The following is a 16,674-nucleotide window of genomic DNA, read 5'->3' on the forward strand; positions in this document are numbered from 1 at the left end:
GTCAGGCTCCCGGCAATAACGAGAAACGGGAAACCGGCTGTAACAGAAGCCGGTCTGGCGATGCACCTATCGACCCTGGTACAAGCGGCAATCCACGCTTGTCGTTCCCTACTTCTGCACAAATAACGCGGGCGATCTCCAGCAAGGCTTCCCAGGCAAACGCAATCAACGCATCGCGCCAGGCGTCAACCAGTTCGGTGGGGCCTTCAAGATCTTCGAAGGTGGACATAATTAGCCCAGTGGGCGATTGACTCGTCCCGACACCTATAGGAACAGGCACAACCAGCTTTCCGTGCTCTTCGCACTCAACGGTAATACGCAAAGCCACCACGCCACTGGAAAAGCCGATACGAGTTTGATCGCTATGAACCAGAAGCTCACTGTCGCCCTGAGTCCAAACCACTAGAGGTGTTGAATTTCGGGGAAGATCCAAGACCAGCCGCACGGTTTTACTGAGAACTTCCTGGGCATCTTTGGTTGGAACGGAGAGCAAGTCAGGAGACCGGTCGCCAATATCAAGAAGCAGGCTGGCATCCAGAGGTTTCAGCCATTTATAACGACTGAAATCGATTAGTGAAGATCTAGCGAACGTTGCCATAGCCTTCCCTCGCGGCAAGTGTACGCAGGCTAATTGACCGGCGGAGGATCAGCTTCCTTTCCTCCGATTGACCGGACTGCACAATCAAAACCCTGTTGCGTGGATTCGGGCCCAAGGCCCATTAACAGCAAACAGCGTCATGACAACTTACTATGACAGGGATCAGTATAGGCAAGGTTTGGCAGTGTGCAAAAAAGTTCCAACTTATTTTACAGCAAGACATAAACGCCAGGATCAAAACAGCTGGTCTTACATCATTCATCTAGCTAAAACTATACATGTCTATAACATTGACACTTAGAGCGAATCGGATGCTTGCAAACCAACTTCGAAACAAAATTGTTAACTGTTGTTGCTGGTAAACTCCGCGCCAACCCCCCAGATTATCAATCTTCTAGTTGATCAGGCGCCCTGGAGGACGCGTCTTCATTACTGCAAGGGATTTAATAAATAATAATGCATATGAGTTATTATTTATTAGGGATTTTACAAATGTGCATTATTTATAGGACTTAACTTACAACTTACGCTGATTGTTAACCAAGTTGTCGGCAGGTAAAAATATCATGCGCAGAAAATAAAATTCAGAGTCATTAAAGCAGAGTTGTTTTATTAAAATGATATTGGCACTGCAGTGGGGCGACAAAAACAATCGAGCAAATTATTTTTAATAAATTGATTAAAGAGCACAAGAATGCGTAATTAGCCCAGCGCCAGCCACACGCCTACCAGCATCATTAAACTTCCGGATATGCGATTTGCGAGGCGAACACTGCCCCCTTTTCTCAGTGCACGACTCAGGGTTTTACCACCGTGGGCGTATATCTGTAGGCAGGCAAACTCGAGCGTGAGAATGATAATGACCAGCGCGCTCAACTGCGGCGCAACAGGCAAGGAGCTGTCAATAAACGGGGGCAGCAATACAACAAAAAAAGCCCAGCCTTTAGGGTTGGCAATTGCAGTAATAAACCCCTGCGCTGCGAGCTGCCACCGCGATGCAGTGTTAGGCACTGCGTCGCCCTCGGGCATGGCCATCTTGCCTCGTGAGCGCCACATCTGGATGCCCAACCAGATAAGGTAAGCGCCGCCGGCGTATTTGAACAATTCAAATGCGGCCGGGTAACGCAGCATAAAGGTTGCGACGCCAATTGCTGAGGCCGATGCAACTATAGCCACCCCTACCAACTCGCCTGCCATCATCCACATTGCCCGCCGCACGCCAATAGTGATGCCCAGCGACAATGCCAGAGTCATACACATACCGGGTGTGATCGAGACAATAAAAAAGGTCGGGATGAAGGCCGACAACAAAGACAGGTTCAAAAACGACACGTTGCTGCACTCACTAATAAAATATGGCGGGCTCGGGAGAATACATGTTAATTCATCCAAACCTTCCATCCCAGTCGCTCGTGGACTATCTTGCTCCCTGATCCGCATACGCTCTGACAGGAATAAAAGCCATGCCTTCCGTATCAGCAACCGAACGCTTTATTTCGACCTCTGACGGCGAGCTCTTTGTAAAGAGCTGGACGCCGGTTTCAGGCATCAAACCCGCAACCACTGCACCGGTTGTGCTGTTTCATGACTCCCTTGGAAGTGTTGAGCTCTGGCGGGATTTTCCGGAACTGCTGGCACGCTCGCTCGGTCGCCAGGTTATTGCCTATGACCGCCCCGGGTTCGGACGCTCCTATGCCCGCGCGGACGCGCTGGAATCAGACTTCATCATTAGCGAGGCAACCGGGCCGTTCACAGCGATACTTGATGAGCTGGGTATAAAAGGCTTTATCGCATTCGGGCACAGTGTGGGCGGAGCTATGGCTGCCGTTTGCGCAGCAACTTTCCCCGATCGATGTGTTGCCCTAATCACCGAAGCGGCCCAGGCGTTTGTTGAGGATCTTACGGTTAAAGGAATTCGAGATGCAGAACAGGTTTTTGCGCAGGACGGTCAGATCGATCGTCTAAGAAAATACCACGGTGAAAAGGCAGACTGGGTTCTGCGCGCCTGGACGGGAACCTGGCTATCAGAAAACTTCCAGCATTGGACCCTCAACGAAACCTTATCCCGAGTGAGCTGCCCTGTACTCGCCATTCACGGCGAGAACGACGAGTTCGGGACAGCCGCCCACCCGGAACTTTATACCTCACTCCCGGCCGGGCCCTGCGTTTTAGAGCTGCTAAACGAATGCGGACACGTTCCACACCGGGAAAAGCCGGATGTCGTTGTGCGTCTGGTCAGCGATTTTGTTGATGAGTATTTGGTGCCCGTTGCCTTAGGGGACCAGACCAATCACTAAGTTGCATCCGTACTGACGATTTTGGCCTGATTCTCCTCCGCGAGTTCTTCCAGGCTCATGTACTCGCATTCCTTGTTAGCGATAAAGCTGTCTGCGGAGTCGATCAGAATATTGTCGTCTCTCATGAAGCGGCGGCCGAGTAGCACCGGATAGGAAAAGTTGCCGCGGTCGGTAAGCGAAAACTGGGTTTTGTGGCTGGCACCGGCAATGCAGAAGTCCATCATTACCACGTAGCGTCTCTGGGACGGCGCGCCTTTGCGCTTTATAAGCACTGTGCGTTCTACCGGTCGTTCAAGCTCCAGAATGATCTCTTCGTGGTCAATATCGCCTTCTGAGGGGTGATCTTTGTGGTCTGCCAGCGGTATCTGGAACTTCACCCACTTTTGATCGTCTTGTTTAAATTCTTCTACGTTCACAGCGTGTAATGATGACGTTTTCGCACCTGTGTCCAATCGTGCTTTAAGTCTCAGGCCTGTGTCGTTCATCACGACCCACTCTACGAAGCCGAGTGTCTCGGGAACTGACGGTTCGCTCTTTGGGGCTGTTTCTGACCATGCAACCGCTGGAAAAACAAGTGCTGTGGCGAGTGATAAAGGTATCAGGGACTTCATTCAATTCCTCCTGCAAATTCCTGTAAATCCGGGAAAAATGATAAAAAATGTTCTTCAAGTTCTGAGTGCAGCGGTCGTATCTCGTTAATGATGCCTGTAAACGAGTTCTGGAAGCGTATGCGTGCTGCAACCCGGTCCAGCGCATATCCAATGTTGTCGAGACTACGGTAGGACCCAAACCAGTCGTGCGCCACCATGTGCCGGGTTGTCCTGCTCATATCTGGTGTCATCAGATCTTCGTTGGCTTGTAGCTCCTTGTAGACGTCCCTTATAAAAGTGTTCGGGTCGGTATCAGTAAACTCGCTCCAATGACACAAAAGAAAGTGGTCGTACAGAATATCCAGAGCCACGCCCGCAAATTTGCGTCGCTGTCCGGAAAAAAGCCGTTTGCTTGCCAATACATCGGGGTGCCTGTCAGTAAAAGTGTCCACTGCCAGGTGGTGTCGAACGCCAAACCTTACGGTCTGCGGCAACGCCGCAAGATCCACGCCCCGGGTAAAGTCCCCAAGCAGGCTGCCCACCCGTGCTTCGGGCGAGTCCGGGGCAAGAAAAAGGTGGGCGAGATGGTTCAACGTTCGAATCCCGGTATGTTTGTGTTGATGGTGACTATTGAGACTGCATCAAACTTGACCGTTTTTCCATATCCAACCGCTACACGAGGCCCTAACTGTCGGTGTTTTAATGTGTGGTTCATAAAGCTACAGGCCCCCGGTTACCTTGCGGATGTGGTTCACCGCAGGTATTCTGACGCATCTCTCGGTTCAGCTGATTCGGGCATCCATTGCGAAACCTCTATCCCGTTGTTTTTATTGTCAGCCTTATGTTTGTGCTGCTGAGCATATTCATGACGCTGCCGATATTTCTGTTACTCGGCTCGGAAGCGCCGAACGCAGCGTCGTTTGTGGAGTCGGCGGCGATTGTCTTCGGCATTGGTTTGCTGGGTATTGTGTCCACGTACAGACAACCCCGAGAGCTGAAGCCACGTTATATGTTCGTGCTTACGGTCTCCTCCTGGTTCATCATCGCCCTGCTCTCTTCACTCCCTTTTTACCTTAGTGGCCATGGTATTTCTGCGGCAGATTCATTTTTTGAGGGTGCCTCCGGTATAACCACGACTGGAGCGACTGTGTTAAGTGGTCTGGATACCATGGACAGGGACCTGCTCCTTTGGCGCTCTATCCTGCAGTGGATAGGCGGGATCGGGATTATCGGCATGTTCGTAGCTGTGCTGCCATTCCTCCGTGTTGGCGGAATGCGGCTGTTCGCTACTGAGTCATCGGAGTGGACTGACAAGGCGCTTCCGAGAATGAAAACACTTAGCCGCGGTCTGCTTTTTGTCTATCTCGGCTTTTCGATCATCGCAGTTGTGACCTACTGGCTTTCGGGCATGACGCTCTTCGATGCCTTCAACCATGGCTTGACCAGTATCGCCACTGGCGGCTTCTCTACTTCAGATCTGAGCATGGGTAAGTTCAATGATCTGATATTGATGGAAGCTTCATTTTTCATGATGATCGGCAGCTTGCCGTTCTTTCTGTTTGTAAGGGAGCTCCACGGCCAGCGTGGGGTGCTCTTCAGGGATCAGCAGGTCAGGTTGTTCCTGACTATCTTGCTAGTGGTGCCTGCTCTTCTCACTCTATATCGTTGGGCTGTTTCTCCTGTGCCTTTTGATCCTCTGCATAACTATGTTGCAACGCTGTTTAATGTAACATCTGTTGTAACAACAACTGGCTACGCGTCAGAGGATTATTCGGCCTGGGGACCCTTGGCTTTTGTGTTGTTTTTCTTCCTGATGTTTATTGGTGGGTGTTCAGGCTCCACTTCAGGGGGCATGAAAATTTTCCGCTTTCAGTTATCCGTGATCGTCCTGCGGGAGCAAATGATCCGTTTACTGCACCCCCGTGCGGTGTTGACTCGCAATTACAATGGCCGTGCTGTCAGTGACGATATCATCGCGTCGATGATCGCCTACACCTTTATATTCCTGTTGTGTCTGTTGCTGATCACCGTTGCGCTGGCCGCTATGCAGCTCGATTTCATTACGTCTTTATCCGGGGCACTTACAGCCTTGACCAATGTAGGGCCTGGGTTGGGCGACATTATTGGCCCTGCGGGGAACTTCGGCCCACTGCCCGATGCCGCCAAGTGGGTGCTGGCTGTCGGTATGCTCATGGGGCGGCTGGAGATTCTGAGCGTGGTCATTGTGCTTTCACCAGCTTTCTGGCGCAGCTGAGGCAGCGGAACAAGCCCGCCTCAGCCCGTTGCCGTCTCTGGAGCCTATCCAGCCGACGGGGTTGTCAGAGTACGTGCTTGCAGATAAAACGCCCTATGTCCTGAACTTCTTCAAGGCACACGCTGTGCTCCATCGGGAAGGTCATGTACGCGGGATCGTAGCCCATGCCTTTCAGTGCTGCGACACTTCGCACGCCCAGTGTTTCCGGAACCATCGGATCGGCAGTGCCATGATAGACGTTTATAGGAATACCTGCGTTTGCTTCCGACGGCTGGACAGTTTTCTCTGTGGCGAAGTAGGTCGAGAGCGCCAGAATACCTGCAAGGCGTTTTGGGAAAGACAGGCCCAGTTCATAGGCAACTGCTCCGCCCTGTGAAAAACCGGCAATAATGATTTTCTCTGCAGGAATACCGCGCTCTATTTCCTGCTCGATCAGCTTGCCTACCGCCCGGGCAGAATCCATCAGCTGTTCGGTGTCCACAACCCGGTCAATATCCATGGCTTTTATGTCATACCAGGCAGGCATGGTCATGCCACCATTGATAGTGACAGGCAAGTTGGGCGCATGCGGGAAGATGAAACGTACGGCAGCATCGTCCGGTAAACCTAGCTCCGGCACTACAGGCTCGAAGTCGTGGCCACTGGCGCCGAGACCGTGCAGCCAGATAACGGCCGCTGTAGGGTTGGCTCGGGTTTCTACCTCAATATACTGAAGATCCTGCACGCAGTACCTCGTCTTTTAAAGAATGTGTGGTCCGGATTAATCCGGAGTGTTCTCACTGGTGTTTGCATTTAACGCGGTCTGCACCGGGTTAGCATACATGTCCAGTAGGTAGGGTCGGATGTCGGGATCACAAGCCTCCAACCTTTTTTCCATTTCCAGGCGTGCGACCTGCATGTCATCTTCAGACCAGTTTCCGGCAGTTACCACAGATTCACGGATCTTCTCTGCATCCATGATCCCGGGGGAATGCAGTCCACGCTTCTCGTAGGCCACCAGATTAGAGGCATGCAGGTGGTAATTGGCATGCACTTCATGGTCGATCAGGGCTGCAAGCTCTTTGGCATTTTCAGGTGCATCTACAATGGGAGCGCCAAAATGAACGTGCACATGGCCCTTAAAACCGGTCAGGCCTTTCATGATCTGCTCTGTGTCCTCGCCTTCCGCTTTCTTATAGCTGCCAGCCCTAGCCTTGGTTTCCAGCTCGCGGGCTTTGTCGCCATCGCATGGATCGTATTCATAGGATATGGATACCGGAACGATGCGGAGCTTGTTCATTGCTTCAGCGAAGCTAAGGCCGCTCTTCTTACAGCTCATGTAGAACATCTTGATGATGGCAGGATCGGTGAAATCCAGGCCGTCTTTTGCACGCCCCTCTCGCTGGGCGATCCAGATGTTCTCGTTATTAGCGATGCTGTGATTAATAAATCCCGAAAGCAGAATATAGGCGTCACGCATTTCACGCGGGCTTGTCATGTTGCGGCGAACAATAAAGCTCTTGTTCAGGCGCATCATTTCGGCAAAAACGGGATTGGCCAGCAAGTTGTCGCCAATAGCTATTCGTGTGGTGCGCAGCCCGTTCTGAAAAAGGAGGTAGTTGACTACCATCGGGTCGAACACAATGTCGCGATGGTTCGAGATGAACAGGTAGGCGCCATCTTTACTGAGATCCTGCACACCGCTGGTGGTAACTCGGGTGGTCGTACCTGTAATCAGCTCACCGATATATCCGGAAAGCCCGGCTTGAAGTTCATCCACCTCTGTAACATGGCCAAAATGGCTAGCGAGCCAGCGGCGCGTAAAAAACCTTAGTGGTGAGGGTGCCCAGCGCGCCAGTGCCGGCGACTTGAAGCGCCCCACCATATCCAGAAATTCTTGGTCGTTTAACAATCGTTGAATTGCGGGGCCAGTTTCGTCGTCCGAATACGGACGGATGGCGTCAAATTCCTGCATGGGTGCCCTGTTGTTATCAGTAACGATTATGTTGAGCCGTGAAACGGTAGTTTGAAACCGCGCCATTGTAACGTTTCTTCTGTGGTTTTGCCTCCCCAAAGGTTGCCCTTAAGGCCTTTCCTTGCGCTGAATCTGGTATGATCCGCTACCAGATTTCACCCCAGCATAGCGATTAGCCGGTTATTCTATGTATCCCGACCAAGACTTTGAACAGCTCTCTGCACAGCGCCCAACTACCTCCGGCAGAAGCCCTGAACAGGTATTGCATGAGGTGTTTGGTTATGAGTCCTTTCGTCCGTTGCAGGGTGAGATCATCCGTGAGCTGGCCGCAGGCCGAGATGCCCTGGTTTTGATGCCCACCGGCGGTGGTAAATCGCTTTGCTATCAAGTTCCCGCACTTGTTCGTTCAGGCACGGCCATCGTTATTTCGCCGCTGATCGCCCTGATGCAGGACCAGGTTGCAGCCCTTCGAGAACTGGGAGTGCGGGCAGCCTTCCTGAATTCAACGATGGATTTTGAGCAGGCGCGGGCTACCGAATATGCGCTGAGCACCGGTGAACTGGACCTCCTGTATTGTGCTCCGGAGAGATTGATTCAGCCCCGTACCCTGGAGCTGCTTCATGACGCGTCCATCTCATTGTTTGCCATCGACGAAGCCCACTGCGTTTCCCAATGGGGGCACGATTTCCGCTCGGATTATCTGCAGCTGGCGGTATTGGCAAATGAGTTTCCAACCGTTCCGCGGGTTGCGCTGACTGCGACCGCTGATGAGCGTACTCGTAAGGAAATCGCCGAACGCCTATCCCTGACCGAAGCCCGGCATTTCATAAGTGGCTTTGATCGCCCTAACATTCAGTATCGGATAGCCCCGAAAACCAATGCAAACAAACAGTTGTTGGATTTTATAAAAGCAGAACATGAAGAAGATTGCGGGATTGTTTATTGCCTCTCGCGTAATAAGGTTGATGCCACAGCAAAAATGCTGGCGCAAAAAGGCTACACCGCATTGCCCTATCACGCCGGGCTCCCAGCAAATGACCGGGCCCAGAATCAAGAGCGGTTTTTGCGGGAGGACGGGGTAATTATTGTGGCCACCATTGCCTTTGGCATGGGCATCGATAAGCCCGATGTGCGCTTTGTTGCTCACCTTGACCTGCCTAAGAGCCTTGAAGCCTATTATCAGGAAACCGGCCGTGCAGGCCGTGATGGCAAGCCTTCTACTGCATGGATGGTTTATGGTCTGCAGGATGTGATCAAGCTTCGGCAGATGCTGGAAGCCTCTCAGGGGAATGATCACTTCAAGCGTGTAGAAAGGCAGAAGCTGGATGCCATGCTGGGCCTTTGTGAAGTCACAAAATGCCGTCGTCAGGTATTGCTGAACTATTTTGGTGACGAGCTTGAGGCGCCTTGCGGCAACTGTGACACCTGTCTTAATCCGCCCGAAACATGGGATGGAACAGTTGCTGTTCAAAAGGCTCTATCCTGTGTATTCCGCACCGGACAACGCTTTGGGGTTACCTATCTGATTGATGTCCTGCGCGGCTCGGAAAACGAGCGGGTTATGCAGTCGGGTCACCATCAGGTCTCAACCTACGGCATAGGAACGGAACTCTCCGTAAACGAGTGGAAATCCGTGTTTCGGCAACTGGTGGCTAACGGATACCTGCGGGCCGACCCGGAGGGCTATGGCGCTCTTCAATTAACTGAACAATGCAGGCCACTACTGAAAGGTGAACACAAGGTTGAATTGCGCAAGGATCCGGTTGTTAAGGCATCGGCTGGGCGTGGGTCTGGCGGCAGAACCGGCAGCGCGGTCAAGGATCAGGTAACTGATCATGCCGGCTGGGACGCCTTGCGAGCCTGTCGCAAGGAGCTTGCTGACAAGCAGGGAGTGCCACCCTACGTTATTTTCCATGACACCACCCTGTTCGATATGCTTGAACGCAAGCCGCAAACCCTTGATGAGCTTGCTGGCGTAAGCGGCGTCGGCGCTGCAAAGCTGGAGAAGTATGGTGAGATATTCCTCTCTGCCATCGCCCGGCTGGATCCTGCATGAGGAAATGCCGGAGCTTTCATTTATGCAGCCTGCTGGAATCCTTTCTTGCGTACCCGGTACTGCGCGATAGATGTAGCAACATGATTGCCATCACCATCACGTAACTCCCCTTTCAGCATGAATTTGGCGCGGCCGGTAGAGTCGGCATCTGCTCGGATTGAAGCAACGTCTTCCGGCGACAGAGAGAACTCCACTGTGACATCAGAATTAGCCGGTTGCAGAAACTCAAGAGTCATTTCCTTCAGGATTGGCGTGTAGGCCGGGCCAAGATCAAACAGCGTGAGCACCCCACCAGGAATTTCCGCTACAAGAAAATAGGCGCCGGCATACAAGCTACCGAAGTGGTTCTTGTTGCCCTTCAGCTGTATGCGCGCTCGAACATATCCTGGTCTAACTTCTTCCACACTGAAGCGATTTCGGGGCGCAAACGGAATCGACAATCCTATGATGCGATTCACGGCCGCATATCCCCCGGTTTTCTTTAACCACTCGACAGGTTGTGCCAAGGTTGCCTTAGGGTCCGTTGTGGAAATCCAGTTTCCGGTTGCACCGATAATACTGTCAATTAAGGCCATTTTTACGCTCCTGAATTTTGCCTGGAGCGAATCATTACAATGGCACCTGCACATCGCAACACTCTTTTACAATATTTTTGCTGGATTCACACTCGCCATATTCATTCTGATCTAGAGTAAGAGCGAAGATGCATAAACCGCGATGCACGTGCGATCAGGTATTGAGTTCGCAGGAATGGATTCAGAGCAGACAAGAAAAAGGATTCAGAAATTGAGATGTGGCCACGGCTTTTCAGCTTGTGTTCGTTTGGGTGTCAGGTTAACTGTCGCTGTTGTGCTTTTATTAGCGGGCACATCCACGACACTGTGGGCTGTCGATCATTCAGTTAACCCCCCTTCGCAAGATTATGTTCTGTGGTACCGGAATTACGACAGCCCGGCGATTCATGCTTTGGTTAGCCTCGCCTTGCAGAAAACACCGGAATACGGCGATTTCCGCATTCTTAGAAGTCAGGAGCTGAGCCAGGGCCGAGCGCTGCGGGAGCTCGCGCAAGGCGATAACCGCCTGCTGGATATAGCGAATGTGGCTACTTCGGTAGAGCGAGAAGTTTTTCTCACCCCAGTTCCGGTTCCTGTGGATGGTGGACTGCTTGGTTTTCGAGTGTGTGTCGTTACAGCTGAAAGCCTTCCGTTGTTCGAGGACATCCATTCTCTTGCAGATCTTCGTGAGAAAGGCATTCGGATAGGCCAGGGTTCGCATTGGCCGGACACGCCGGTCCTGATCGAAAATAAGATACCCGTAATTACCCATTCCCGCTATGAAATCCTGTTCGGCATGCTGAAGAATGAGCGCTTCGACTGTTTTGCCAGGGGCGTCAGCGAAGTTCTGAACGACCTTGGAGTTGAAAATGATCCGGAGCTGGTAATAGAGCCAACGCTGATGCTGGCTTATCCAATGCCCTCTTACCTGTTTGTCGGGCCTGAAGATCTCGCCACGGCACACCGCCTGCACTTGGGAATGGAACGAGCTATCCGGGATGGGAGTTTCGGTGCTTTTCTCCAGCAATATTACGCAGCCGCGGTCTCGACACTTAACCTTGATCGTCGCACGATGATCGTTCTGGAAAATCCGTTTCTAAGTGATGAATCTGACAACCTGGGGCGCCAAACGCTGCGCAACCTGCGCTGGCGCCTTGAGCTGCTTAGTCGCTGAGCCCCACGCAGGTATTTAGCTCCCTGTGCGACCTATTTGAAGCCTTCTGTTAAACTTGGTTATCAAATCCATTCCCAGCCATACAGGAGCCCCGCTGAATGGCCCATGAAGAACTGCATCTTAATCTTCGCAACCTGACACTTGATGATTACGAACAACTCCAGGTATTGATGGACCGGGTGTATGACGATATTGGCGGTGCCTGGCCAAAAGACACCATCAAAGCGCTGGTTGAACAGTTCCCGGATGGACAGATCTGTATTGAGGACAAGGGGCAGTTGGTTGCTGTGGCCCTTACGGTATCCGTCAAATACGAGCGCTTCAGTAACCCTCATACCTATGACGATCTCATCAAACGCAACGAACAAATCCGGCATGACCCAAACGGTGACTCCCTGTATGGACTGGATGTCTTCATTCACCCGGACTACCGTGGTTATCGCCTTGGCCGACGGTTATACGAAGCTCGCAAGGAGCTTTGCCGCGCCATTAACCTGCGCGCTATCCTTGCTGGAGGCCGTATACCTGGTTATTTCAAGTATTCGGATCAGTGTTCACCTGCCGAGTACATTGACCGGGTCGACCGCAGAGACATTTACGACCCGATTCTGAGCTTCCAGTTGTCGAATGACTTTCAGGTCACCCGGCTAATGCACAAGTACCTCCCGGAGGATGAGAAGTCTCAGGGGTATGCGACCTTGCTTGAATGGCGGAACATCCTTTATACCCCGCCCTCCTCAGTGTTGAACGAAAAGAAAACCCAGGTCCGTATGGGTGCCGTTCAGTGGCAGATGCGTGAATTTTTATCTGTTGAAGAGGTACTGGAGCAGGTTGAGTATTTCGTAGATGCATTGTCGGATTACAAGAGCGACTTTGCGTTGTTCCCGGAATTTTTCAACGCGCCGCTGATGGGGCTGACTGACCAGGTAGACCAAACCCGCGCTATCCGCTTTCTCGCCGGGTTCACCCAACAATTTCGGGATCGCATGTCCGAAATGGCTGTGAGCTACAACATCAACATTATCACCGGCTCTATGCCTTTACTGGAAAACGACCGGGTCTTCAATGTTTCCTATTTGTGTCACCGGGATGGCCGGGTGGACGAACAACGCAAGATTCACATTACGCCTCACGAACGTCGCGACTGGGTTATAGAAGGCGGGAACAAATTTGAAGTCTTTGACACAGATGCCGGGCGCGTTGCCATTCTTATCTGTTATGACATCGAGTTTCCTGAGCTGGGCAGAATTGCAGCCATAAACGAAGTCGATATTATCTGCGTGCCTTTCTGGACAGACACCAAAAACGGCTATTTGCGTGTCCGCCACTGTGCCCAGGCTCGTGCGATCGAGAATGAATGTTACGTGGTAATTACCGGTAGCGTAGGAAACTTGCCGAAGGTCGAAAATCTGGACGTACAGTATGCTCAGTCATCCGTGTTTTCGCCCTCAGATTTCGCCTTTCCTCATGATGCCGTGATGGCAGAAACGACACCAAATACCGAGATGATCATGTTCTCGGATATGGACCTGGAAAAGCTCAAACTGGTACGCAATGAAGGCTCTGTTACCAACATTAAAGACCGCAGAATTGATATGTATGAAATTATCACCCGTTAAGTGTTGAAGAACAGCCTCAAAGGTTTATCGTATGGCACTGATGGCGTTGCATAATAGCTTGCCAGTGTCTATTGTTTAATCAATATCAAGTAATCTCTGTTAGAGACCCTGTATTCATGAAAGAAGCGTTGCCCGATCTTGTCGCCCGATTCATTGTCCGGCACGGCCTGTTCCGAAAGGAACGGGTCGAGGCTGCGCTTTTCGAATTGGATGGATATGGTTGCGTTATGAAGACGGACAAAATGTTCAATCCGGGTGATACCGTGGTACTCGATCTGATTATGGACATGCCGTTTGATAAGATTCGTGCGGAGAATGTTACGGGGCTTATTACCGAGCGCAGAAAGCACTGCAGCAACTTCTTCTATTCTATTGATTTTGTTGACTTGAAGTCTGACGGCGGTACCGCACTTGAAGAAAAACTGCGCCGCATCAGAGAAGTTCTTACCAAAAAGCAGTCGTTAAAATCACGTCGTTCCTCAGGTTCCATGCCCGGATTCCGGCAGATGGCCTGATCACATTATCCGTTTTATTTGTCTGCGAGGAGACAACCCCATGGCGAAGAAAGCCAAAGCGAGTGTTGAAAAGATCGTTAAGAAGGTAAACCAGGAATTTGAGAAAACATCCTCTCAAATCGAAGGACTGATCAGCGATGCTATGAAGCAGTTTGAAACCCTTCAACATCAGGTTCAGGATCCGGTTCGTAAGCTTTTGAAAGACGTTGATGAGCTTCGCGAACGTGAGATGAAGCGCCTTAACGATGAGTTCGAGCGCCGCCTGGACGAGTTCCATGAGCTGCAATCCAACATACTCGAACGCTTGGGGGTTGCTTCTAAAGAAGATATTCGTAAAGCCGAAAAAGAGAGCATAAAAGAGCTCAAAAAGGCGCCTGCTACCAAGAAGCCAGCCAAGAAAGCCGCACCTAAAAAAGCTGCACCCAAGAAAGCCGCAGCCAAGAAGCCGGCAGCCAAGAAAGCAGCTGTTTCAAAGCCTGCAGTGGCGAAGGCGCCAGCAGCCAGAGCCAAAAAACCGGTTGATAAAAGCAATCTTACTCTGGTGAAAGGTATCGGGCCGGCGACTGCGAAAAAAATGAAAGAGGCAGGAATCACCTCGATTGACCAGATTGCCAACCCATCAGCCGCCGATCTGGAAACGTTGAAGGGTTTTACAAACATCAAAGGTTCTGACCAGTTTACAGTCGAAGCCAAGAAAATTAGTTGATGCTAACGCCTGACCAGCCTGTTTTACGGGACATTGTTCTGATTGGCGGCGGGCACAGCCACGTCGGGGTACTCAAACGGTTTGCAATGAAACCGGTTCCCGGCGTCCGGCTGACCCTTATTTGCCGAGACACCCATACCCCCTACTCCGGAATGTTACCTGGCTATGTTGCAGGGCATTACACCTACGATGATGTTCATATTGATCTGAGCCGCCTGGCCGAGTTTGCCGGTGCACGCTTTTACCGCGCAGAAGCTACCGGAATTGATCGAAATAACAAACGTGTGATTTGTAAAGATCGTCCAGATGCTCCCTATGACATACTGTCGATCAATATTGGCTCCTCTCCCAGAGTGAATGAGGTTGAAGGTGCTCCACAACACGCGGTTCCGGTAAAACCAATTACCGGCTTCAACAATCGCTGGCTCGCCTTGCTTACGCGGATTGAAGGTCACCAGGGTCCGCTTACTGTCGCTGTTGTGGGCGCAGGTGCGGGGGGCGTCGAGCTTACACTGGCAATGCAGTATCGCCTGAAAAATGAGCTGAAGCAGCGCGGTCAGGATTCCGATCAACTGCATTTTCATCTATTTGATGCTGCCGAGGAAATTCTTCCTACCCATAACGCCAAGGTCCGTGAAGTCTTCCGGAAAACCCTCTCTGAGCGTGGGGTAAAACTCCACCTTGGATCTCCTGTTGAAAAAGTTGGCGCAGGGCTTTTACGTACGGCTGCTGGCGAAACCTTGCAGACAGATGAAGTTCTCTGGGTAACCAGAGCGGGCGGACCGTCGTGGCTTGAGGAAACCGGGCTCGCATTGGATGAAGGCTTGTTTCTGCGTGTTCGCGACACGCTACAGGTTGAAAATGATGACAGCATTTTCGCCGCAGGTGACATTGCCAATGTAATCAATCACCCACGGGAAAAAGCCGGAGTGTTTGCGGTACGCCAAGGACCGCCTCTTGCGGATAACCTCAAGCGTATGGCTCTGGGCAAAGCACCAAAGGACTTTCATCCCCAGAAAAAATGGCTGGCACTGATCAGTACTGGCGATAAATTTGCAGTAGCGTCTCGCGGCGATATGCAGTTTGACGGCACTATGGTGTGGCGCTGGAAAGACTGGATTGATCGCCAGTTCATGAAAAAATTCACCGATCTCCCGCCCATGGAAGAAGTCGCTACCCTGCCCGATACCGCCGCAGCACAGAATTCCGAAGACGCCGCTCAGGCTATATCGGCGGTTGCCATGCGCTGCGGAGGGTGCGGTGCTAAAGTAGGCAACACCGCACTGTTAAGGGCTCTGGGTGAACTCAGACCTATCGATCGGAACGACATCATCATTGGCCTTCATGCCCCAGATGACGCTGCTGTTTTACGAGTACCTCCCGGAAAAGCCGTGGTTCACACTGTCGATTTCTTCCGGGCGTTCATCGATGACCCTTACACCTTTGGTCGCGTCGCAGCGAACCATAGCCTCGGTGATATCTATGCCATGGGCGCGGAAGCTCAGAGTGCGACCGCTGTGGCTACGGTACCCTACGGCATTGAATCCAAAGTTGAAGACGTGGTATTCCAGATGATGTCTGGTGCCGTCGATGTGCTAAATGAAGCCGGCTGCGCCTTGGTTGGAGGGCATACGGGAGAGGGTCGTGAGCTTGCGCTGGGTTTTGCAGTTAATGGCTTGATTGATCCGGATCAGGTGATGAGTAAAGGTGGCTTGCGAGCGGGCGACGTCCTGATCCTCACCAAGCCGATAGGTACTGGAACACTGTTTGCGGCCCACGCACGCCTTGCAGCCAAAGGTCGCTGGATTGATTCCGCCCTCGCCTCTATGGTTCAGTCCAACAAATCCGCCGCAGACTGCTTCCGACGTTTTGGGTCAAAAGCCTGTACGGATGTAACCGGTTTCGGGTTGCTGGGCCATCTGTTAGAGATGACGCAACCTTCCGGAGTGGATGCGGAACTGGATCTTGCAGCTGTCCCGATCTTACCCGGAGCTGAAGAAACAGCAGCGGCAGGCGTTCTCAGCTCCTTGCAGCCGGCGAATATACGGATGTGTTGTAGTATCCGGGATCAGCAGACGTGGGCAAAACACCCTCGCTATCCACTTATTTTCGACCCACAAACCGCAGGTGGTTTGTTGGCAGGCGTATCGGTGAATAACGCGGAAGACTGCGTCCGGGAACTCAAAGCGCTGGGGTATCCGCACGCAGCTATCATCGGGAGGGTTACCCTTCAGGATGAAAACGGGTCCATAGAACCGATCACGTTGCGAGAGTGAGAAGTAGCGCCCGACGTAGCCATGATGAGATCCATAGCGGTTCAGGGTTACAGGAAATCAGAGTATCCTCCAACTCACAGA

Annotated in this window: 15 protein-coding genes; 8 read left to right on the forward strand and 7 right to left on the reverse strand. The window is 51.9% G+C overall.

Annotated elements, in window-relative coordinates:
• Position 1 precedes the first annotated feature (1 nt).
• Both Q4501_RS09280 and Q4501_RS09285 read right to left on the reverse strand, forming a co-directional pair.
• A complete protein-coding gene (locus Q4501_RS09280; RefSeq protein ID WP_303595939.1) occupies positions 2-598 on the reverse strand; it encodes a hypothetical protein in 597 nt (198 codons plus the stop codon).
• A 702-nt stretch (positions 599-1,300) separates the two neighbouring features.
• The gene (locus Q4501_RS09285) at positions 1,301-1,930 is read right to left on the reverse strand and encodes a LysE family translocator (protein ID WP_303595940.1); all 630 of its coding nucleotides are present in this window, start codon (positions 1,928-1,930) and stop codon (positions 1,301-1,303) included.
• 131 nt (positions 1,931-2,061) lie between these two features.
• On the opposite strand from Q4501_RS09285, the gene Q4501_RS09290 reads away from it, so the two are divergent.
• Positions 2,062-2,895: an alpha/beta fold hydrolase gene (locus Q4501_RS09290; protein WP_303595941.1), complete on the forward strand. Its 834-nt coding sequence runs from the start codon at positions 2,062-2,064 to the stop codon at positions 2,893-2,895.
• On the opposite strand, the gene Q4501_RS09295 is transcribed toward Q4501_RS09290, so the two are convergent.
• Both Q4501_RS09295 and Q4501_RS09300 read right to left on the reverse strand, forming a co-directional pair.
• Complete coding sequence (locus tag Q4501_RS09295) at positions 2,892-3,506, reverse strand: ATP-dependent zinc protease (RefSeq protein ID WP_303595942.1); 615 nt, start codon at positions 3,504-3,506, stop codon at positions 2,892-2,894. The two genes, Q4501_RS09290 and Q4501_RS09295, sit on opposite strands and share 4 nt — an antisense overlap.
• On the reverse strand, positions 3,503-4,078 hold the full coding sequence (locus Q4501_RS09300) for an ACP phosphodiesterase (protein WP_303595943.1): 576 nt from the start codon (positions 4,076-4,078) through the stop codon (positions 3,503-3,505). Before Q4501_RS09300 ends, Q4501_RS09295 begins: the two co-directional genes overlap by 4 nt.
• A 248-nt stretch (positions 4,079-4,326) precedes the next feature.
• Between Q4501_RS09300 and Q4501_RS09305 the strand changes: the two genes are divergently transcribed.
• The gene (locus Q4501_RS09305; RefSeq protein ID WP_303596193.1) at positions 4,327-5,739 is read left to right on the forward strand and encodes a TrkH family potassium uptake protein; all 1,413 of its coding nucleotides are present in this window, start codon (positions 4,327-4,329) and stop codon (positions 5,737-5,739) included.
• 64 nt (positions 5,740-5,803) lie between these two features.
• Here the strand turns inward: Q4501_RS09305 and Q4501_RS09310 are convergent, their stop codons facing one another.
• On the reverse strand, positions 5,804-6,463 hold the full coding sequence (locus Q4501_RS09310; protein WP_303595944.1) for an alpha/beta hydrolase: 660 nt from the start codon (positions 6,461-6,463) through the stop codon (positions 5,804-5,806).
• Between the two features lie 36 nt (positions 6,464-6,499).
• A complete protein-coding gene (locus Q4501_RS09315) occupies positions 6,500-7,693 on the reverse strand; it encodes a 1-acyl-sn-glycerol-3-phosphate acyltransferase (RefSeq protein WP_303596194.1) in 1,194 nt (397 codons plus the stop codon).
• A gap of 187 nt (positions 7,694-7,880) precedes the next feature.
• Between Q4501_RS09315 and recQ the strand changes: the two genes are divergently transcribed.
• Positions 7,881-9,749, forward strand: coding sequence for a DNA helicase RecQ (gene recQ / locus Q4501_RS09320; RefSeq protein ID WP_303595945.1), 1,869 nt, complete (start codon positions 7,881-7,883; stop codon positions 9,747-9,749).
• Between the two features lie 20 nt (positions 9,750-9,769).
• Here the strand turns inward: recQ and Q4501_RS09325 are convergent, their stop codons facing one another.
• Positions 9,770-10,324: a DUF4442 domain-containing protein gene (locus Q4501_RS09325; protein ID WP_303595946.1), complete on the reverse strand. Its 555-nt coding sequence runs from the start codon at positions 10,322-10,324 to the stop codon at positions 9,770-9,772.
• Positions 10,325-10,598: 274 nt separating this feature from the next.
• Here Q4501_RS09325 and Q4501_RS09330 point away from each other — a divergent pair, with 274 nt between their 5' ends.
• The 5 genes from Q4501_RS09330 (at position 10,599) to selD (ending at position 16,593) form a co-directional block, all read left to right on the forward strand.
• Positions 10,599-11,477, forward strand: a complete 879-nt coding sequence (locus Q4501_RS09330; RefSeq protein WP_303595947.1) for a hypothetical protein — start codon at positions 10,599-10,601, stop codon at positions 11,475-11,477.
• A gap of 98 nt (positions 11,478-11,575) precedes the next feature.
• On the forward strand, positions 11,576-13,096 hold the full coding sequence (locus Q4501_RS09335; RefSeq protein WP_303595948.1) for a bifunctional GNAT family N-acetyltransferase/carbon-nitrogen hydrolase family protein: 1,521 nt from the start codon (positions 11,576-11,578) through the stop codon (positions 13,094-13,096).
• 116 nt (positions 13,097-13,212) lie between these two features.
• Positions 13,213-13,611, forward strand: a complete 399-nt coding sequence (locus Q4501_RS09340) for a hypothetical protein (RefSeq protein WP_303595949.1) — start codon at positions 13,213-13,215, stop codon at positions 13,609-13,611.
• Between the two features lie 40 nt (positions 13,612-13,651).
• A complete protein-coding gene (locus Q4501_RS09345; RefSeq protein WP_303595950.1) occupies positions 13,652-14,317 on the forward strand; it encodes a phage tail tube assembly chaperone in 666 nt (221 codons plus the stop codon).
• On the forward strand, positions 14,317-16,593 hold the full coding sequence (gene selD, locus Q4501_RS09350; protein ID WP_303595951.1) for a selenide, water dikinase SelD: 2,277 nt from the start codon (positions 14,317-14,319) through the stop codon (positions 16,591-16,593). The genes Q4501_RS09345 and selD overlap by 1 nt, the downstream gene beginning before the upstream one ends.
• Positions 16,594-16,674 lie beyond the last annotated feature (81 nt).

The sequence above is a fragment of the Marinobacter sp. 2_MG-2023 genome (genome assembly GCF_030546935.1).
GTDB lineage: Bacteria > Pseudomonadota > Gammaproteobacteria > Pseudomonadales > Oleiphilaceae > Marinobacter.